Below are 21,426 nucleotides of genomic sequence, written 5' to 3'. Positions count from 1 at the left end.
CCGTGCTGACCCCGTCGCCCGAGGCTCAGACGCTGCTCATGGTCTTCTCGGGCGAGAAATGGCCGTCCATCAACGAGGATCTGCTGCGCGAGGCCGCCGACCACTACGACAAGTTGATCGGCAACTTCAGGGATCTGCAGACGTACCTCATCGCGGTCGAGAAGTACGTGAAGGAGAACTTCTCCGGGAAGAGCGCGGAGGAGTTCGAGAAGTACGCCCAGTACCTGTCGGGAGGCGGCGAGGCATCGATCCTGAACGCCTGCGCCGTGCAGGCGGAGAACCTGGCCAAGATCGCCAGGGACACCGCCAACCAGGCGGAGTACTCGAAGTGGATGATCCTCGGGCAGGTCATCCAGCTGATGGCCGAGATGGCGTTCGAGGCCGCGGTGAGCTGGATTCCAGGCCTGAACGCGGTCGCCCACGCCAACACGGTTGCCGCGGAGATCACGCTCCGCATAGTGGTCCAGCAGGTCATCAAGGCCCTGGTCAAGAGCATCATGATCCACACCGCCATGAGCGTGGTGATCGGTGAGGCGATGGACGTCGCCGTCCAGCTGATCCAGAAGGGCATGGGGAACCGCACCGACTGGGACCTGGAGGCCACAAAGGGTGCGCTCGGGTTCGGTGCGTTGCAGGGCGTGTTCGGCGGTGTCTTCAGCCCGATCGGCGGTGCGCTCGGCAAGCAGATCGGCAAGACGATCGGCAGCGACGCGACCAAGTGGCTGAGCACGCAGATCGGCAAGCACCTCGACACACTGGGTGCCAAGGAGGGGGCGAAGGCAGGCGCGAGCAAGGGGCTGGCGAACTCGCTGGGCAACATCCTCGGCGGGACCGAGAGCGAGCTGGTCAAGAACCTCGACAAGAGTACCGGGAAGCTGATCTCGGACAGCTTCGTCGACAAGGTGGGTGACGCCTTCGCCAAGTTCGGCTTCCACAACCTCCAGGGAGACGCGGCGCGGAACGTCGGCAAGGCCTGGGCGAGTTCCCTCAACAAGCACTGGACGACGGACGGAACCATCGATGTGGTGTCCGGCAGCATCGCCAAGGACCTGGCCAAGAGCGTCGGCGACCAGGTCGACGCGGACGCGCTGAGGACGCTGTCGCACACCATCACCCAGGACGTGGCCAAGTCCCTCAGCTCGAAGGCGATGGCCGAGACGCTGACCAGGACGCAGAAGTTCGGCTTCGCGGCGGGTCTGTACGGAACGTCGGCGCTCGTCGACGCGGGCGCGCAGAACCTGGCCGAGGGCACGTACAACTCGATGACGCAGGGCGAGTTCACCACGAGCTGGCAAACGTTCGTCTCGGGCGTCGCGCCGACCATGTTCAGCCATGTGATGCGGCACACCGTTGTGCATCCGCTCATCGCCCAGTCCGACTCGGGGCTCGCCAACTTCATCAAGGACCTCCACTCGAAGTTCGACACCTTGGACAAGCCGGGTGGGGAGTTCGCGCCGAAGGCCGTGGTCAACAACGCCGCGGTCGATTCCGTGCCGAACGACTCGACGGTGACGCCCGCGCCCGGTGCGGGGGACCGTGCGACCGTCAGTCTGGACAATGGGCCCGGCCCGAACGCGGACCTGGAGACGGAGGTGGAGGAGAACGCGCAGCAGCCGGCGGCCCCGCCCGCAGCGCCCGTCATACCGGCCGTGAAGCAGACGCCGGTCGAGACCGCTACACAGGCGGCGAAGTCCGCGGCGGTTCCCCCGGTGGTGTCTCCCGTGGTGCCTCCGGAGGTGTCGACGAACCCGACGGTGACTCCCCAGAAAGCTGCGCAGGTGCTGAACCAGCCGGCACCGCAGCCCGACGCACAGAACCAGACACCACCCCAGGTGACGCCGAATCCCGCCCCCTCCGCGGCCGGGAACAACTCCGGTGCGTATCCGACGAAGCACTACCCCTTGCACTCCACGCCGCTCTCCTCCGAGTTCAACGAGATGCTTCAACAGAGCCCGCTGAACTCCCGCCGGACCGAATCGCATGCAGACCCGCTCATCGTTCAGAACAGCATCGAGATGCAGGACCTGTCGACTTCGGCCGAGCCGATCACGTCAACGGTCGACAGCAACGACAGCGGACAGGCCAACAGCAACGACGGCAACGACCACACCGGCAACAGCAACGACGGCAACGACCACACCGGCAACAACAACGATCAGCTCCAGGACAGCACTCAGCAGAATCACGCGACCAACGACACCACCACCGCTGCTTCCACCACGGCCCCGCCCCTTGAGGTCATCGACTCCAAGGGCGACAAGAAGACCATCCACATACCGGGCTTCCTGAACGATGTCTCCACCTACGCCGAGGAGAGCGAGCAGATCCCCTTCAAGGGCGCGGTCGGCGGGCATCACGCCGTCCAGCTCAACCACGACAGGGACTCCGCGCAGCTCGCCGACGAACTGGCCGACGCGGCCAAGGTGACCCTGAAGACTCCGTCGGAGCTCGCCTTCGCCCTGGCGAACCAGGCGAACACCTTCCTCGGCGACGGCCGCCGCTTCATCGTCACGGAGGGCGGCCGGCCGCGTGAACTCCGTGTCAAGGCGATCCCCGACCAGAACGGTTGGGAGTTCGTCCCGAAGCATGAGAGCGCCCCCGGCGATGCCGTCAAGATGGACACCGTCGCCCGCAATCAGCAGACCGAGGGCCATTCCCTCTCCGAGTCCAGCACCATCCAGGCGCCGATCTCCGCCGCGGTCGCCGGGGCCGGGGTGGCGGGCCGGGGGACTGTCACGCCCGGGATGACCACCAGCCGGGATGCCAACCTCAACACCCAGCAGCTCTCGCAACGCGAGACCCGCAGCCACGGTCCCTCCGTCAAGCTGAGCACCAACGTCACGTACGAGCTGTCCCTGCACGACATCCCCACCACCGAGTCCACCGGTACGCAGAACACCCCCGACACCCCGGTCACCATCAAGCACACGGTCGCCAAGGGCCTGGTCATCCAGGTTCCCGAGGCACACACCACCAGCAACAGTCGGCCCGACCCGCGCAAGGACCGGGTCCCGCTGAAGTTCACAACCGAGTCCGGCGAGCGGGCGAGCATCGAGCACACCGAGTCGTACTTCCACCTCGATCCGATGACCGACTGGGTGCTCCAGCACACCGACTCCGCGATCGGCAGCGAGAACTACAAGGCGGTCGTCAACCACTTCTCGGCCGAGCACTTCACCCAGATCGACGGCCGGGACCCCGTCCCTGCGCTGCGTCTGCACAAGAAGGACGGCTCGGCGGCCGGCACCGTCACCATCGGCGCCCCGGTTCCCAAGCGCCACTGGGTGATCGACTCCTCGACCGACTTCGAGCTGCGTGACACCGCCCAGTTCAGCGAGAAGAACGAGAGCAACGTCACCCGCTCCCACAACCTCGACGTCTCGGGATTCGTGGGTGGTGCGGTGGACCCCACCGGATACTCCGAGGCCTACGCCGCGCCCCGCGCCCAGGTGGGCCTGACAGTGGGCTACAGCCACTCCTCCAGCAACACGTCCAACCTCGGCGGCACCGCCGGGGCCAAGCACGCCGAACGCTCCCCGAAGGACGTCCGGACGGTGCTCGTGATGCGGGAGTCGGACGTCACGGTGGAGACACCGGACGGCGCCCGCAAGACGTTCACCGTCGGCAGCCTGGTGCGCATGCCGGTCGGCGAGGCCCAGCGACTGGCCGGCTGGGACAACCAGGAGCAGTTGCGGGTCGGCAGCGACAACGAGCCCAAGAAGCCGGCCTACTGGAACACCGGTGACAGCGGGGACAGCAAGGTGACCATGCTCGGCCCCGGGCGGACCGGCGAGATCAAGTTCGGCAAGGAGACATCGCCCCAGGAAACCCCGAATCGGAACGACCGGAACGAGAGCGAACGAAACGAGAACGACCAGAACGAGAACACCCCGAGCGAGCACGATCAGGACCAGAACCCCACCGTTCGGAACACCTCGGAAAGGGACCGCCGCGAAGCCGAGGAGGAGCTCGTCGATTCCCTCCTCGACGACCTGAGGAAGGCGGACCCGAACCTGCCCCTGGCCACCCGGGAGGAGGTGAAGAAGGCCGACGAGCACCGCAGCTGGTTCAATCGGCTCTTCCGCCGCGGCAGGGTCTCCGTCAACGCGGTGGCGAACACCCGCTCGCTGATGGTCGCGGTCGCCAAGCAGGGGATGGGCCGTCGCATGCACCAGGCGGCCACCAAGGAGGGGGTCCGGGTGCAGCTGATCGGCTCGTCGTTCACCCGGGACCGCGGTTACACCCTGACGATCCGGGCCGATCTCAATCAGCCCGTGTACGTGGGCAGCGCTCGCCGTACCACGACCCAGGCCTTCAGCGGCGGGGAACGGTTCGACACCGCGCAGCAGATCACACACACCGTGAGTGCGGGCGTGGAAGCGACGTTCTCGGCCCGGCGCAACGAGAAGGACGCGTTCGGCGCACCGGTTGCCACCGGCACCGGCGGCATCGGTGCCCGCGGCATGTACCGGTCCACGCGACAGGTGAAGTCCGGCGGGACCGCCAACCGCGAGGACCTGTTCGCGCCCACACCGGGCACCGACTACTACGACTTCAACGGCGATCTGACCTTCGAACTTCAGCGCTCTTCGTTCCCGCAGCCCCTCATCCAGGCGATCACGCTGGGCGGCTGGCGGGCGCTGGCTCGGTACGGCAGCGACTCGCACTACAAGGCCGTGGAGTGGCTCTACAGGAAGAGCGGGCTGGGCGGCGTGGGCGAGACCCGGGAGGACGGGAGCAAGTCCGTATTCCTCACCCCGCATCCGATCGAGTTCACCTTCGGTGTGCCGGACAGTCTGTCGAAGACAGGGGAGATGCCGCAGGGGGACCAGGACCGGATCGCCGGGAGGACCGAGTCCATGGTGCTCACGGAGACCGAGGTCCTGGAGCCGGACGAGATTTCCTCCAGGGGGTTCGCCACCGTCACCCTCGCGGCCCGATCGGACCGGACACTGTTCGGTTCGGTACGCGATCTCATCGGGAAGACCTCCGGGGGCACTTGGCGGCTGACCGACGCGGGCGCGGTCATGTCGGAACGGGTCCGCCGGATCTTCGGGCAGCACTCCTTCACGTCTCTCTCCGACCAGGTGTTCTCACCGGGCGGTCACACCGTGGGCAACCTGCACGACAAGGGAACGCTGTTCGCGGGGGACGAGTCGCTCTCGATCAACGGCACCCGGCACAACCTGCAGGTGGTGGGCGAGCCGTTCACCGCGTCGCCCGAGATGAACACCGCGCTGGAGCAGGCGTTCGGCTTCAGCAAGGGCCGGTCGTCGGGAGGCGCCTTCGGGACCACCGGTTCGTTCGGCGGACTGGAGGCGGCCGGCGATGTGAACTTCAGCGGTCAGAGCGGCGTGTCCAACACCTGGCTGCAGAAGTTCTGGAACCGTGGCGGCAACTCGTCCGTCACCTCGATGCGCGACCTCAACCAGGTTCTGGGCAACGATCGTTGGGTCATGGTGGTCGCCGACACCGACTACCGGGTCGGTGCCCATCACAAGCCCCTGGGCTTCTTCGGTCGCCCCTTCGGGAGCTCCCGCGACGGCCGGACCCCGGTGATCCGCAAGCCGGGTGGCTGGGTCGGGTTGATGCGGGAGAGCGACGCGCTGAAGGCGGGGCTGATCAAGGACGGCCTGGGCGACGTGCCCAAGGGCACCATCGAGGACGTGGAATGGCAGGGCCGCAAGGGCCTCGACGGGGCGAGCCGCGGTGCCTTCGCGCACAATGCTCCGCAGGACGCCACCCAGCTGAAGAAGCTCGGCGAGGACCTGCGGAAGGCGGGCATCGCCGAGCAGACCCTGCACACCATCAACGGCATGGTGTCCGCCCGTTCGGGCCGGTCGGCCATCCAGAGCGGCGGTACGCTGACCTCCCGCGGCCGCACCTCCGCGCTGACGCACGTCAAGAAGCTGAACATCCTGGGCAAGGATGTGTCGATCAACGTCCAGCACCGGCGCGTCGGCAAGCCCAAGGTCATCGACACCCTGTTCGGCGACCACGAGTGGGGGGCGGGCCGCACCACCTCGCAGGAGAAGTCGTACTCCTCGGCGGTGTCCAACGCGCACTCCGTCAACGGCGGTGAGACGGTGCGTGGTCCGGGCGGGACCGGCGGGATCACCGGCACCGCCGGGGGCGGCCTCGGCGACTCCCTCTCCGCGACGGACTCCGTCTCCGGCGTGGTCACCCAGGTCACCACCGTCCCCGGGCCCAAGGCGGTGATGGAGACCGAGTGGGAGACCATCGTCACCGTCACCTACTCCGACGGGACCGACGTCATCGACCCGGTGAAGTGGAACGCCACCGTCACCACGTCGGAGTCGTATCTGATGCTGGAGCCGAAGGTCGACAGCAGCGCGTCGCAGACACAGCCCACGAGCCTGCTGCCGAAGGCCACGATGACGGTCGAGGTCCCGAAGAACGGCAGCGACCCCGGCGCGCTCCTGAAGGAGACCGCGAAGAAGAACGGCCCGTCGGCCCGCAAGGGCGACGGCGGGCTCCACATCCATGAGGTCATCGGTGCGGAGCAGGTACAGAACCTCGGCAAGCTGCTCGTCTCCAAGTCCCACAGCAACGACCGGAAGCTGAAGGCCCAGCACGAGTACAGGGACGACGAGATCGCGAAGGCGGTGAAGAAGGCCGTCGACGACGGCGGTGTGGTGAAACCCGGAAGCTCCGGGGCCGACGCGCTCGACATGGCACTGAACGACATCTCCCTCACGGCCGCCCTCTCCTCGGGCCACGCCCAGGCCGGACAGCACGCCGTCACCGTCACCAACAACAGCATCGTCGGTGGCATCGACACCACACTCGTCGTCGCCACACACCTCGACTTCAAGTCGCCGAAGGTGCGCCGTATCGCCGTCACCGGCCAGATGAGGTTCGACGACCTGACCGGGAGCGGCACCGGCACCGAGATGTCCGACACCATCAGCAGCAACTCCGCGGGAGGCCCCGGCGTCGCCGGAACCGCGGTCAAGAGCGGTGTGACCACCACGCCGGGTGTCCCCGTCGCCAGTGTCAACACCGCCACCGGTGAGACGCACAAGCTCGCTCAGGCCGAGCAGTCCCGGCTCAACCTCAAGCCCCCTGCCGGGCACGGACATCTCTACGCCGTTCCCGCGACCTTCCACCTGGCCGCAGGTTCACAGCACCACATAAAGGACAGCACCGTCGGCCGCCCGTTCACCACCCGCAGCGCACTGCAGTCCGGGACGACGGAGGCGACCGTACTCGTCTGGCTGAGCGACGAGCGCGTGAAGGAACTGGGACTGCACGAGCTGAACAAGGACGAGATCGAAGCAGCCGCGGCGGTCAAGCAGGCCGAGGAAGCGTGGGAGGCCAACTACAAGGAGTACTGGGAGCAGCGTCGCAGGGCGAAGGCCCTGGAGGACAACCCGACGGAGTACGAGAAGGCTCGCAAGCGACTGGAGGATCTGGAGAAGAAGATCGCCGAGGCCGGCAACGAGTACGTACGGCTCCGCGGCCTCACCGACCCGATGTTCAGCGTCCCGAACTCGACGGCCGAGGAGCCCATCAAGTTCAGGGAAATAGTCCGCCACGACCACGGCAAGCCGGAGGTCGAGGACGACTTCAAGGAGGTCACGGACGAGGACGGCAACCCGACCGCCATCACGATCGACGGCACGACCCATCCGCTGAGGGACGTCGAGAACGAGGGCGAGGGGTTCTTCGACGCACTGGCGGAGGGGTTCAAGCAGAGCGGTGACGAAGCCCTGCCGCAGGTGAACGGCTCGGACCTCCGCCGCGTACTGGCCGAGGAACTGGGCGCGAAGGCGGCCGGCACAGCAGGGAACCCTGGGGAGTCGTACTTCGCTGACCTGGCGAAGCTGGTGCCGCCCGACCTGGCGGACGCTTTCGACGAGCAGGATGTACGCCAGGCGGGGCTCGACAAGCTGGTCGACGAGCCGACGAGCAAGGCCGGACGGGAGTACCGGGATCGCGGTGCCGTCCCGCCGATGAAGGACGCGCTGACGGAGCAGCAGCGCATCACGCTCGCCTCGATCTCGGCCGGCCGGGACGGCAACCGCGAGGTGCTGACCGACCACGGCACGGCGGACCTCTACCCGGCGCTGGCAGCGGCCCTGTGGCAGGTGCCGGTGACCGTGGCACACGGCGGGAAGCTGCACACCTTCATGCCGGACGGCGGCAAGGCGGAGGTCGACGACGTGAAGGCGGGCGTCCTCCTGCACCTGAAGGACCGGACGTACCGGTACGTCGACCAGAACTCGACAGTGTCGACGCAGGACGAGACACCGCCGGAGGCCGAGACGCCGGCGGTGGTTGAGGGGAAGACACCGACGCAGCCGGTGCCAGAGGTGACGGAGCCGAGGATCCGGACCGATGTCTCGGAGGACGAGGAGCTCGGCAGCCCGAACGACAGCAACACCATCTCGCAGGGCATTTTCGATGTGCTCAGTTCGTCCGTCAGCCCCGATGAGCAACTCGCCGACCCCAACCTCGACAAGCAATATGCCGACCCGACCCCCGGCGAGGAACTCGCCGCCCCGGACCTCGATGAGGAACTCATCCACCTGGCAGACCAGTTGAACCTTCCGGGGGACGGAATTGCCGCACTTGACGAGAACCTGAAGAACCTGGGCATCCGACGTGCCGACTGGTACGCCTTCGACGGTCACCTGGCCCGCGACGGCTCCTCGCTCTCCGCACTTGCCGAGTCCGGCGACCCCACCCGCATCCGTGAGGCCGTCGTGGACTGGCTCGCCGAGCCCGTCCACGTGCCTTCGGCAGCTGTCCACCAGGTCGTGGGACGGTATGGCGGAATGTCGCCGCATCACCTGGAACGGCTCCTGCGCACATATGGCCTGCACGATGCCCACGGGCTCGTGGAGGCGATCGAGGGCAGCACACCGCAGGGCTCCGTCACCCAGACCGCCCACGTCGTCGAATGGTTCGCCGCCCACAGTGACGAGATCGCCCGGCTGCGGGACCGGCAGGACGGCGATCGGCTCGCGGACACGATGAACCGGCTCTCCATCACCGTCCCGGACACCGACGCGGCCCACGCCACGGCGACCGACGGACCGCAGCTCTCCGCATTCCGCAGCTGGCAGGCCGACAACGGCGGGGACGAACACCTGGCCCGTACCACCGACGAGCAGTTGCGGGAGGCGGTCGCGCGCTGGTACCTCGACACCCGTCAGGAGATCGGCAACCTCCCCGCCGAGATCGACGTACACGCACTCCTGCGGCTCGGCCAGGCCGCCGAGGCCGCGGGCACGAGCGCGCAATTCCACCAGGACGTCACGCACCACCTCACCGAGGGCAGTCTCGCGGAGGCCGTCGCTCTCGCCGAGGCGCTCGGCCACGGAGCGGGCCTCCAGGAAGTCGGCCCACTCACCCGGGCGTTGGGCATCGACGCCGGCACACTGCGGCCCTTCGGGAAGCTGCTCGGGCGCCGCCTGGCCCAGCACGCCGCGGCCCCCGAGGCGATCCGGGCGGCCGTGGACTCCTTCCGCGTCGACCTCGCGCGCCACGGCTTCACCACGGCCGACCTCTCCACGCTCACCATGGGAGGGGACGGGCACGCGATGGTCGACCCCATCGGGACCGAGGAGCTGGACTCCTTCGCCCGCTACCTCGCCCATCAGCAGATCCTCGGTACCACACCGCATGCGGCGATCCGGGCATGGCGCGAGCTGCCCACCATCGAGGCGTTCACCTACGTCGAGACCTGGCGCGGGAACGACACCGCCGAGGGGAAGATCCTCGGCACCATCGAGATCCTGCCCCCGAACGATCAGGACTATAAGCTCCTCGACTACCTCGGACCCAACGGGCTCCGCGCCTTCCGTGTGCAGCGCGTGGAACTCCCCGACGGGGACATCCGCTCCGATGTCGTCATCCCCATCAAGCTGCTCCACAAGCCCGGGCAGGAGCACCTCGCCGACGCCGCGAAGAAGGTCGCCCAGACCTCTCTCGACCGCTACCTCAACGCTCCCCGATACCGACTGTCCAATGGCGATCTGCTGCACGTCTCGGTGGAGTTCACCGATGCCGACGTGACCGTGGATCGCTGGCCGGGCGGCTCGCTGAAGAGCCCCCGCAACGGAATCCATCTCGTCGACCTCTCCTACGAGCCCGGTGGCCGCATGGAGGCACGGGACTGGAAGCTGCCCAGCGACCACCTCTCCGTCTTCGCCCACGAATTGACCCATCTGCTCGGCCCGTGGGACTACTACCGGGAGCACGCGAACGTGCTGCGCCCCGTGTACACCGACCGGGCCCTCATGGGCGGCCCGGTCCACGGCGACCGCTTCGGGAACGTCGCAGTGGGCTCACTCCAGAGAGTCCAGGGCCGGCTCCACAACCAGCGGATGATGCCGCGCGACCTGCGGCTGATCGGTTCGGTGATCGAGGAGACCTGGAAGAGCGCCGGGCGCAAGCCCGCCCCGCACGACGGACTGCGGTCCGAGCTGCCGCTCCACGTCGCCGAACGGGTCCTGCGCGGCGATCCGTCCACCGGCAAGGCCGGCCACCTGGCACCCATCGGCACCGGCGGCCGGATTCGTCCCGAGCCACTCGGCGACACCAACCCCAACGGCACCTACCGTGCGGCCGGGGGAGGACCCGACAACGAATCCATCATGATGTTCCCCGACCACTGGTCGCTGGAGGAGGTCACCGAAGCAGCCGTTCACGTACACCGGGACCAGCTGCGTTACGGGAACATCGGTCCGGACGGCGAATTCGAGGGCGTCCACCACGGAGTGCGCATCCGCGGCCATGCCCGGCCCGACGGCACGATCACCCACTTCGAGCCGTCGGAGTGGCAGGGCGACCTCGCCCCCCGCCCGCTCGCCGACCCGACCGTCGAACCGCGCTCGAAGCCCTTCGCCGAGGGCGGAGAGCCGATGTCCACCCACCGGCTGTGGGACTTCCTCGAAATCGGCAACCGTTCCCACGGTATCGGCGGACACGTGCGCCCTGCGGCTGATACCGCCCAGAACCCCCAGAACAACATCACACCCCCGACCAGAAAGGCCGTGAGCTACGACCTGTTCACCAACACGAGGTCCCGCGCCGGAACTCGCCGCGCCGCTGCCCACTCCCTCGAACTCCGACAGAACGCGCAGAACCAGAACATCCGGTCCATCCTGACCTCTCCGGGGCCGGCCGTCGCCGTCTCCGACGGTGTGAGCAACCTCAACACCGTCTTCCCGGACGAGTGGCAGTCCTGGCAACTGGACGGCACCCTCGGCTACGCCCACTGGGACGCTCTCAACAACGGCAACTTCACCGTGCTGCCGTCCGGTGGCTACATCTGGCACGGTGTGGTCGCGGGCGTACCGGTGCACGGGCAGGTGCTCGACGGCGAGCACCAGTGGATACGGCCCTCCTGGCACCAGCCGCAACCGGTGACCCGAGGGAGCCACGAGGTGCTGGCCCGGACGAAGGGCATCGAGTTCCACACCGACGACGGTGCGCATTACCGGATGCTCCGGACGCTGTACACGAACGGCGAACAGGCCACTTCCATCGTCCGCGTGCTGCACCTGTCGGCCGAGGACAGCATGAGCATGCAGGCCGAGTCGATGCGGAGCACCCGGCTGGGCCTCGGTGAGATTCCCGGTCTCGGCCCGGCACAACTCGTGTTCGAGGTCGAGCCCGACGTGACCGGGAACGGCCCCGACACCGATCTGCTGAACCGCGCGTCATCCCACGGGATGGCGGACACCCGTGTTCTGCTCGGCTCCGGATACGACGCGATGAAGCTGTCCGCCCCCCGCGTCCTCGGCCCGGACCAGTGGATGCCGCCTGCCGGCAGGCCCAACGACTCCGCCTGGCGCGCCCACACCGCCGCGGTGCTCGAACACCACGGACCGAACGCACTGAGCCACGAACCCGGTGTCGACGCCCTCGTACAGCTGCACACCGCCCAGGAGCTCGCACCCCACGCCGACCGCGAGCGCACCCAGCAGGACCTGATCGGTGCCACCAACCACCTGTTCCACACCGGCGCCGGGAACGATCTGACGATCCCCGAGAGCCTGCGCGGTGACTGGACGCCGGACCGCGTACGCCTGGCCGCGCTGCAGCACTCCTCGTACGGTCGCCCCGTCGAGGGGCGCTCGACCCCTGACACACTGGTGCTGGAGGCCTTCCCCGAGCCGGGCGTCCGCCTGGAGATCCACCACGAGCTCGGCGCCGACGGGGTGTGGAGGATCGCCGACTACACCATCCACTCCGACGAGGGCACCGAAGTGCCGCCGCTGTGGCAGCCCGACGAGGCCCTTGCGACCGCGGCCGCCGGAATGGGCGTCGACCCGGGGCACCTCTTCGTTCTCAGCCAGGTCCTGGTCCTGCGCCCCCAGGACCTGACGAGCGCGGCGGCGCTCCTGCGCGGACTCGGAGACCCGTATGCCGTCATCGACGAACTGCGGCTGATGTCCACCAGGCTGGGCATCGACGACGTGAGACTGCTGACCGAGCGGATGAGCGCGTTCGGTATCGGCGTCGAGCACTGGTGGGACCTCGCCGCCCATCTGCAGAGCAGCGGCCACACCGTGTCCGACCTGATCCACGCGGGACCCGGCAGCGACCTGGCCACTGCCTGGGAGCAGCGGACGCAGGGGCCGGTCCGCCGGGACATCGTGACGCAGGCCCTCGCACTCGGCGTCCAACCGCGTCGGCTGGAAATGGTGATGAACGCGGCACTGATCAACGACCCCGGAGTGTTCGCCGGGCACGACCCGAAGGCCTGGGCAGCGCTCACCCCGCAGCAGATTGCCGAGCGGTACTTCGGGTGGAGCTCGCGCGGAGACTTCGACGGGATGGCGGCCCAGCTCGGCAGGGTGTCGGTGCCACAGAGCGCGTGGGGCGACTTCGCCGCGTGGATCGGGGCTTCAGGGGATCGTCCGCCCGGCGGACTGAAGGAACTGACGCATGCCATGGCGCTGTGGAGACTCGGGCGGCGCGGCCCGGCCGACAGTCTCCCCGACGATTCGGACCCCCGCCCGCTCGCTCGTCTGGCCACGTCGCTCGGAATCATGCCCGGGCATGCCCACATCTACATCGAGGGCCCTGGCAAGGAGACGGGCCGCCTTCCGATGACCGTCCATCTGGAACAGAGGTACGCGGCCGGCCAGAAGGCAGCCGGAGCGTTCTACGACCCGGCGCGGAACGGCACACCGAACCCCCTCATCGTGCTGGCGATGGCCGACGTTCTCAACATCGCCCCCCACCTCCTGACCAGGATCCCGCAGCTCTCCGTCCCCGGCAGGGGCACTGTCTCGACGTTGCTCTGGAACGGCAATCCGTTCTCCGACGCGGAGCTGGTGCGGCAGCGCCTCGCCGAACTCGAACTCGCGCCCGGCGAACTGGCCTGGTTCCAGGACTCCGTGGTGACGGACAAGGACATCACGGACTTCTGGAGCTACGTGGAGGAGCACCGGACGAGCGATTCGGAACTGGCGGAGCTGTGGGACGGCAACAGGGAAGCGGGACCGGCGGCGGTCCGCAAGTGGGTCGCACACAAGGAAGCGGCGACCCAGGGGGCCACGTCGGAACCCCCGATGACGCAGGAGACGGAGTCGCGGAGCGCCACGGCGAACCACTCGTCCTCGGTGAACGGCCCGCCCGGAACCGAGCCGCCCTCCGAGCAGGGCGAGGCGCTGCCCGATACCCTGCTGGCCCTGGCCAAGCAGTTGAGTTCCTCCAGCGCAGTGGACCGGACCGGACTGGCCGACGCCGACCTGTTCCAGGGGACGAGCCCCGCCGCACGCGACACCAGGATGACCGCCTTCCGCAAGGCAATGCTCCAGGCCGGGACCACCGTCGACGTCGACGAGCGGGCCGCGCGCATCGCCTCGGACATCAAGTCGAACCAGTACTTCACCGACGGCAACACCAGGACGGCGACCGCCGCGGTCTTCACCACCTACTCCGCGGCCGGCGCCGGCCTCGGCGCCACACCCCTGGAAGTGTTCGCGGCGATCGGCGAAGCCGAGGTGAACCCGCACTTCGACCTGACCCAATGGCTCCGCGAGCGCCACACGGACGACGGTCCCGTGACGGTCCCGTCCGTGGCCGAACTCGAAGAGATCAGCGTTGTGGCGGGGCAACTGGCTGCGGTGGCCGCCGGGTTCCAGCGGATCGACGGATACTGGCGCGACTACCTCCGCAGGCACCCGACGGAATCGGAGGAGACCGGCCAGGACGACTTCCTGGCCGAGCTGCTCGAGGATTCGGAGGCCGACTACGACCTGTGGGCCGAGCGCGAGGAATTCAAGCGGGCGATCGACCTCATCCGCCCCGGCGGCAGGACGGGCTTCCTGAACACGGTGGCCCAGCGGCGGGCCCCGAAGGACAACGGAGAAACCCTTGTCCAGGAGATCGAGCGCCTCATGGAAGCACTCGGACTGGACGAGTGACCGGTACGACCATCAGCAGTTCCCATGACGAGAACAACGAGGAGAGGCACCAGTGGCAGTCACGGAGACGCAGAGCGGTACCCCCGGTGGCGCCGACGGGACCGGGCCGGAGGAGCCCGGGGCCCCGACGTCCGCCCGGGAGCGCGCCACGGCGTCCGTCAGTAACGGCGTGATCGGCGCGGACCCGGACCCGGACACTGAGGCCGAGGCCCAGGCGGAGACCGAAGCGGAGGCGGAGACCGGGTCCGCGGCAGCAGGGGTGGCAGAGGCCGAAGCCGAACCCGAGACCGCCGCGGGTGTCGCCTCCGCGCTGCGAGGGAGCAGTGCTCCCGAGCCGCCGACGGCCGAGCGCGAGGCGAAGCCGGAGACAGCTGCGGCATCGACGGCCGAGGAACCGCCTGTGTCCACGCCCCCGTCGGCAGCCACCGCGACCGCCGAATCCGGTACGACCGCCGTCACCACCGCGACCGCCGAGACCGGCACCACCGCCGCGCCGGCCACGGCGCCCAGCGCCCGGTTCTCCTGGCTGCGCGCCGGGCGGTCCGCCACGGCCGCCGCGTCCGGCGGCTCGGGCGACGGGAATCCGGACGCAGGGGCCGGCGGTGCCTCGGGGAACCCGAACCGGATATCCCGTCCCATGGTCGCCGCCGCAGCGATCGGTGGAGTGGTACTCCTCGCCGCTCCCTTCATCATCAGCGCCACCTCGGGCGACGACCCGAAGGACAACAAGAGCCACAACGCCGCCGCCGGATACGACGGCCCCAGCACCTACCCGTCCGGATATGTCCCCAGCGCCGAGCAGGACAACGGCAAGGCTCCCGGCGGCAAGGCGCCGGCCGACAAGAAGGGGCCGACTTCGAAGGTGCCCCCCGCGCCGGACAACAACGCCGTCGCCGACTCCACGGGGAAGGGCAGGGCGGCCGACGAACCGTCACCCGCCGGGAACCACAAAGCATCCGCCAAGCCGGGCTCCGGCTCCAAGACCGCCGCAGGGGGAACAGCGGCCGGCGGGGAAACGGCTGCCGGATCCACCGTCAAATCCACCGTGGTCCAACAGTTCTCCGCCTACGCGGGCCCGCACTGCTCGGGCTCCGGAGTCTCCTACAGCGAGCACGGCTCGTCCAAGGTCGCCAACGACGACGACCTGTGGACGACCGCGGTCGGCGGCTACTCCTCCAACGGCTGCAACGGCCGCTTCCGCTCGATCCCGATGTCCGGGGACGGTGGCGACGCGGGCAATTACGCGACCTGGTCCTTCAGTACAGGCTCCGTCACCTCGGGCTCCTGCCGCGTCAGTGTGCACATCCCCAATTCCAGCGACATCCGGCATGTCGGCGGCTCCCCGTCCTACTACACCGTCCACGCCGGGAGCAGTGCCTCCGGGGCGCAGCTGGCGAGCTTCACGATCGACCAGGTCGCCCACCACGGGCAGTGGGTGGCGGCCCCGAACGTGAGGATCAGCGGCGGGAGGCTGGCAGTCGTGCTGCACGACCGCGGCAAGGACTGGAACTCCAAGGGCTCCACGGACGCGCACCACGCGGCGGACGCAGTCTATGTGAACTGCAGCTGACGCGGAGTACTCCCGGACCCGCACCTCAATCCCGTCAAATCCGGGCCCTACGGCGCCCCATGGGCTTCGGTCTGCTGTTGACAGCTGATGAAAGCAGGCTGGGGCCTCAGGGCCCGAGCCCGCTGTCATCGGGTCCGCAGCAGGGGTCCTCAAGCCCCCTCGCGCCTGCTGATACCGCGCGCACTCCATCGCTCCAGGGTCGATACCGGGTGGGGGAGGGGTAACGATGGAAAGAAGATCCAGTACCGCGCATTTCGATACGAAAGCGAACGGCGGCTCGAAGGAGGGGGTGGCAGCCCCGACTGAGAAGGAGCCTCCAATGAAGTTCATCGATGAGAAGTTGCGCGCCCCGCCCCGGTCGGCGGTCCACGGTGCGGCGAGGTCTGCGATCCCCGCCGGCGACTGCGGACTGCTGCTTGTCAGGATCACCTTCGGCCTCCTCATGGCCGGGCACGGATCGCAGAAGCTCTTCGGACTGTTCGGTGGTGAAGGGCTCGATGCGACGGGCAGGGGTTTCGCGGCCCTGGGCTACCGGCCGGGAGCGGTCTATGCCGCCATCGGCGGTGGTTCCGAGTTCCTCGGCGGCCTGGGCCTGGCCCTGGGGCTGCTCACCCCACTGGCATCGGCCGCCCTGATCGGCGTGATGATCAATGCAATGGCGACCGTCACCGCAGCACACGGCCTGTGGGCGACGGAGGGCGGCGCCGAATACAACGTGTGCATCGCGGCCGTGGCGCTGGCCGTCGCCGCCATCGGTCCCGGCCGGTTCGCCCTCGACAGACCGTTCCGCTGGGGGAGGGGAGGCTGGCCGGAAGCCGCTTTCGCGCTGTTCGCGGGTGGCATCGGCGCCGCCGTCGTGCTGAGCCTCTGAGCCCGGGCCGGCTCGGCCGCATGCGCCATGGGCCACGCCGAGTACTGCTGTGAATTCCCAGCGTGAATCGTCAGCGACGCCCCCGGGTATTGATCCGGGCGGCCTGGCGCGTCAGATGGTCGCGCTCGGCGAGGTCGGTGGCCTTCAGGGCCGCCTCGGCATACAGCCGTGCCGCCGTCGTCAGGTCACCGTCGCGCTCGTGGAGGTACGCCGCCACCGCGACGTAACGGGGCAGCGAATCGTCCAGGGACGCGAGCGCCGCCAGACCGGCACGAGGTCCGTCGGCCTCGCCCACGGCCACCGCGCGGTTGAGCCGGACGACCGGGCTGTCGGTCAGGCGTACGAGTTCGTCGTACCACTCGACGATCTGCACCCAGTCCGTCTCCTCGGCGGTGGGCGCGTCGGCGTGCAGGGCCGCGATGGCGGCCTGGGCCTGGAACTCACCGAGACGGTCGCGAGCGAGGGCCGTCTGGAGGATCCCGACGCCCTCGCTGATCGACCTGGTGTCCCACCGGCCGCGGTCCTGCTCGGCGAGCGGCACCAGGCTGCCGTCGGGTGCGGTCCGGGCGGCACGCCGGGCGTGGTGGAGCAGCATGAGGGCGAGCAGCCCCGCCACCTCGGGATGATCGATTACGGCAGCGAGCTGCCGGGTGAGCCGGATTGCCTCGGCGGCGAGGTCGATGTCGCCGGAGTAGCCCTCGTTGAAGACCAGGTAGAGGACGCGCAGCACGGTGGCGACATCGCCGGGCCGGTCCAGGCGCACACCGGAGACCGTGCGCTTGGCCCGGCTGATGCGCTGCGCCATGGTTGCCTCGGGCACCAGGTAGGCCTGGGCGATCTGGCGGGTGGTGAGCCCGCCGACGGCGCGCAGTGTGAGCGCGACCGCGGAGGACGGCGTCAGCGACGGATGGGCGCACAGGAAGTAGAGCTGGAGCGTGTCGTCCACCGCGGGCGCGGGCCCGGGAGCCGGTTCCTCGTCGACGAGGTCCTCACGCCGGCGGCGGGCCGCGTCCGCCCGGGTCGCGTCAAGGAACCGACGCCAGGCCACGGTGACCAGCCAGCCCTTCGGGTCCCGGATGGCGTCTTCCCTGCCCGGAGAGTCAGGGGAAGGATTGGACGGCCAGACACGGACCGCCTCGACCAGCGCGTCCTGCACGGCATCCTCGGCCGCCGCGAAGTCGGCTCCGCGGCGGACGAGGATGCCTAGCACGCTCGGAGTGAGGCTCCGGAGCAGTTTCTCGTCCACTCCGAGGTCACTCCGTGATGGTGGCCGGTGCGCCCAGGAACGGGCGCAGCTCCAGCCACTCGTGGATCGGCCTCCCGCCCGCCCCGGGGGCGGCCGAAAGCTCCCCGGCCAGCTCGACGGCGCGCTCGTAGCTGTCGACGTCGATCACCATCCAGCCTGCGATCAGGTCCTTGGTCTCGGCGAACGGGCCGTCCGTGACCGGCGGGCGCCCCTCGCCGTCGTACCGGACCCACGTCCCCTCGGGAGCGAGCGCCTGACCGTCGACGAACTCACCGGTCTTCTCGAGCCGGTCCGCGAAGTCCTGCATGTACTGGACGTGGGCCGAGATCTCCTCCGGCGTCCACTGGTCCATGCACACGTCGTTCACCGGGGCCGGGGCGCCGCGGTAGTGCTTGAGCAGCAAGTACTTGGCCATTGTGTCTCTCCTCGGTGCTGATGCGACCCATTCTGGTCGCGTTCATAGCAGGGACGGAGCCGGTCATGGGTTCTCGACATCGTCGTCCAACATTTTTTGCACTCGTGGACGAGCCCGGGTGAACCGCTCGCGGTGCCCGGGTCCACCCGACCGCCGGACACGCCCCGGCGCATCCGTCGCCGCGCCGCATCAGCGCGCCTCCCCGGGCGGTCGGCGCGAGCCGCCGCCGCCCCGGCGGCTCGCGGAGAAGCGGGACGGGGGCATCCCGAAGGCGCGGGTGAAAGCAGCGGTGAACGCCGCGGGAGAGGCGTAACCGATACGGCCACCGACCTCGCTGACCGACCCGGTGCGCAGCAGCGGGACGGCCGCGAGCAGGCGGGCGCGCCCCCGCCAGACGGCCGGGCTGTCGCCGGTCTCGACGCGGAAACGCCGGGTGAAGGCCCGTTCGCTCATCGCCGTCCTGGCGGCCCACGCGGCGTTGGTGGCGTCGGCGTCCGGGGCCGCCAGGTACGCCCGGCAGAGCTCCGCGAGGTCGGCGGAGGCGGGAATCGCCACGTGGAACGGGAGCGGGGCGCGCTCGGCGATCTCATGCAGGAGGAGTGCGGCGATGCTTCCCTCACGCCCGGACAGGCTGTAGTCGACATCGAACTCGACAGCGGCCAGGAGCAGCTCGCGCAGCAGCGGCGGTACGTCCACGACCGTGCAGGTGGCGGGCCACCAGGGGACGGCATGCGGCTCGATGTACAGGCTCCGGGTGCTCACCCCCAGCATGCGGACCCGGTGCCGCGTAATGGGCGGGATCAGTACGGCGCGCTCGGGCGGAACGGTCCAGGTCCCCTCGGCGGTGTCGACGACCATGACTCCGGTGGCACCGTAGAGGAACTGCGCACGACGGTGTTCGTGCCAGTCCAGTACGTGGCCGGGCGGGTAGTCGGTGCCGATCGGCAGGACGGCTCGGTCGACGTGGTCGACGTCGTCGAGCGGAACGTTCTTCACCCCGTCCACACTAGGCCGTTTCGTTTGGATCATCTGATCGCTGGTCTGGATGACTGACGCGCAGTGGGCGCGGATCGAGCAGTTACTTCCGGACCGGTCGCCAAAGCGGGGTGGACGGTGGCGTGACCATCGACAGGTGATCGACGCGATCGCTTTCAAGTTCCAGACGGGCTCGCAGTGGGTGCACCTGCCGGAGAGGTACGGCAATTGGCAGGGCGTCTACAACCGGCTGCGGATGTGCGCCGTTGACGGCACGTGGGAGCGGGTGTTCACCACGCTTGTGGCCCAGGCCGATGCCGACGAGGACCTGAACTGGGACGTCTCGGTGGACTCGACGATCGTGCGCGCTCACCAGCACACTGCCGGGGCCGCAACAGGGGCCCCGGCCGGCGAGCCGCATGACCATGCCATCGGCCGGTCCCGTGGAGGACTGACCACAAAGATCCACCTCGCGTCCGACGCCCACTGCCGGCCTCTGGCTTTCGTCCTCACCGCCGGACAGGCGGGCGACGCGCCCGCTTTCCCTGACGTGATGGCCCAACTTCGCGTCCCTCGCCCACGCGGGCGGCCCCGGACCAGGCCGGACACGATTCTGGCCGACAAGGCGTACTCCTCACGCGCCATCCGCGAGCACCTGCGCAAGCGCGGCGGAGGAAGGACTGCCAGCAGCGGTCGACGTCTGTGGTGGTGGCGCCGGTGTCGGACCACCACAGCCAGAGCGGCTTGTTCACCCCGCCGCTGGGCAGCTTCTCCACGATCAGCCAGATGACGGTGCCCTCGATGATGGGGAGTGGTCAGCCGGGGATGCAGCCGGTCCCACGCCTGCGCGGTGGCCTTCCCATAGAGGCGGGTGACGGTGACGGCCGGGCGCTGCGCCGCTGAGTCAGCGACCACTGCGGCGGCCAAGGGGTCCCACGCGGGTATCCTGCTGCGGGAGTTGCAGGTGACAGGTACGAGCGGACGTAGTTTCAGTCGGAGGCAACGTGGTGCGCGTGCTTAAGGCGGTAGTCCCGGTCCTCGCCCTGGTGGCGGTGACAGCCGGGTGTTCCTCGTCCGAGGGCAAGGACGAGCAGCGGCTGACGGCGCAGCGGGAGAACTACTGCACGCAGCTGGGGGCATGGCAGAAGGCGCGGAACGCGGCGGGCACGGACACGCCGGAGTCGTCAGGGTACGACGAGGTCGGGGCCGTCGCTCAGGACGCCTTCCTCGCGGTGCGACCGCTCCGGGATGAGACCGTTGGCGGAGGCCGCACCCTGGCGGAGGCGACGGTGGCAGCGATGAACAACAGTGACTCCGAGGCGGAGGGGCGCGTCGTGCAGTACTGCGAAGATGTCGGCTTCGAGACACTGACCCGCTAGTGACCTGAGTCGGAGATTCGTCGGCAGTAGGGGGCGACTTTGTCGAGGATCTCGTCGGCGGTCTTCGTCCAGACGAAGGGCCTGGGGTGGTCGTTCCAGTCGGCGAGCCAGGTACGGATGTCGCGTTCGAGGGCCTGGACGGAGCGGTGGACGCCGCGTTTGAGCTTCTTCTGCGTGAGTTCGCCGAACCATCGCTCGACCAGGTTCAGCCAGGACGCGCTGGTCGGTGTGAAGTGCAGGTGGAAGCGCGGGTGGGCCAGCAGCCACTTCTTGATGTCGGGTGTCTTGTGGGTCGCGTAGTTGTCGAGGATCAGATGCACCTGGAGACCGGCCGGGACCTCCTTGTCCAGCTTGGCCAGGAACTTCTTGAACTCCGCTGCCCGGTGGCGGCGGTGGAGGGAGCCGATGACCTTGCCGGTGGCGATCTCGAGGGCGGCGAGGAGGGTGGTGGTGCCGGCGCGGACGTAGTCGTGACTGCGGCGTTCCGGGACGCCCGGCATCATCGGCAGCACGGGCTGGGACCGGTCCAGGGCCTGGATCTGCGACTTCTCGTCCACGC

General features: G+C 68.9%; 8 protein-coding genes and 2 pseudogenes. 5 read left to right on the top strand and 5 right to left on the bottom strand.

Features of this window, described 5'->3' with window-relative positions; genetic code table 11:
- The first annotated feature begins 2 nt into the window (after window positions 1-2).
- The 3 genes from ACWCPY_RS20110 to ACWCPY_RS20100 all read left to right on the top strand — a co-directional run bounded on the left by ACWCPY_RS20110 (window position 3) and on the right by ACWCPY_RS20100 (window position 16,852).
- Entirely contained in the window at window positions 3-14,411 is a 14,409-nt protein-coding gene (locus ACWCPY_RS20110) for a WXG100-like domain-containing protein (protein ID WP_451266735.1), read from the top strand.
- 52 nt (window positions 14,412-14,463) lie between these two features.
- Window positions 14,464-15,981 carry a hypothetical protein gene (locus tag ACWCPY_RS20105; RefSeq protein WP_451266733.1) on the top strand — a complete coding sequence of 506 codons (1,518 nt, stop codon included), beginning with the start codon at window positions 14,464-14,466 and terminating at the stop codon, window positions 15,979-15,981.
- Window positions 15,982-16,300: 319 nt separating this feature from the next.
- Entirely contained in the window at window positions 16,301-16,852 is a 552-nt protein-coding gene (locus tag ACWCPY_RS20100; protein ID WP_451266731.1) for a DoxX family protein, read from the top strand.
- Window positions 16,853-16,922: 70 nt separating this feature from the next.
- Here the strand turns inward: ACWCPY_RS20100 and ACWCPY_RS20095 are convergent, their stop codons facing one another.
- The 3 genes from ACWCPY_RS20095 to ACWCPY_RS20085 form a co-directional block, all read right to left on the bottom strand.
- The gene (locus tag ACWCPY_RS20095; RefSeq protein WP_451266729.1) at window positions 16,923-18,098 is read right to left on the bottom strand and encodes an RNA polymerase sigma factor; all 1,176 of its coding nucleotides are present in this window, start codon (window positions 18,096-18,098) and stop codon (window positions 16,923-16,925) included.
- A 7-nt stretch (window positions 18,099-18,105) separates the two neighbouring features.
- On the bottom strand, window positions 18,106-18,513 hold the full coding sequence (locus ACWCPY_RS20090; protein ID WP_451266727.1) for a YciI family protein: 408 nt from the start codon (window positions 18,511-18,513) through the stop codon (window positions 18,106-18,108).
- Window positions 18,514-18,702: 189 nt separating this feature from the next.
- On the bottom strand, window positions 18,703-19,509 hold the full coding sequence (locus ACWCPY_RS20085; RefSeq protein WP_451266725.1) for an AraC family transcriptional regulator: 807 nt from the start codon (window positions 19,507-19,509) through the stop codon (window positions 18,703-18,705).
- Window positions 19,510-19,558: 49 nt separating this feature from the next.
- On the opposite strand from ACWCPY_RS20085, the pseudogene ACWCPY_RS20080 reads away from it, so the two are divergent.
- Window positions 19,559-20,158: pseudogene (locus ACWCPY_RS20080) on the top strand (IS5 family transposase); the annotation flags it as partial.
- On the opposite strand, the pseudogene ACWCPY_RS20075 reads toward ACWCPY_RS20080, so the two are convergent.
- Window positions 20,154-20,370 (bottom strand): annotated as a pseudogene (locus ACWCPY_RS20075) (NF041680 family putative transposase); the annotation flags it as partial. The pseudogenes ACWCPY_RS20080 and ACWCPY_RS20075 overlap by 5 nt on opposite strands.
- A gap of 131 nt (window positions 20,371-20,501) precedes the next feature.
- Here ACWCPY_RS20075 and ACWCPY_RS20070 point away from each other — a divergent pair.
- Window positions 20,502-20,867 carry a hypothetical protein gene (locus ACWCPY_RS20070; RefSeq protein ID WP_451266723.1) on the top strand — a complete coding sequence of 122 codons (366 nt, stop codon included), beginning with the start codon at window positions 20,502-20,504 and terminating at the stop codon, window positions 20,865-20,867.
- Here the strand turns inward: ACWCPY_RS20070 and ACWCPY_RS20065 are convergent.
- Window positions 20,864-21,426: IS630 family transposase (locus ACWCPY_RS20065; RefSeq protein WP_451266721.1), on the bottom strand; the 563-nt coding region annotated here is incomplete at its 5' end. The genes ACWCPY_RS20070 and ACWCPY_RS20065 overlap by 4 nt on opposite strands.

The organism is Streptomyces sp. NPDC002403, assembly GCF_053593015.1.
Note: the sequence above shows the minus strand (reverse complement) of the source record. Positions and strands in the feature narration are given on the sequence as shown.

Excerpts from the sequence above, each read along its gene's own strand:
- ACWCPY_RS20090 (WP_451266727.1), bottom strand. The coding sequence starts at position 18,513 with ATGGCCAAGTACTTGCTGCTCAAGCACTACCGCGGCGCCCCGGCCCCG.
- ACWCPY_RS20100 (WP_451266731.1), top strand. The coding sequence starts at position 16,301 with ATGAAGTTCATCGATGAGAAGTTGCGCGCCCCGCCCCGGTCGGCGGTC.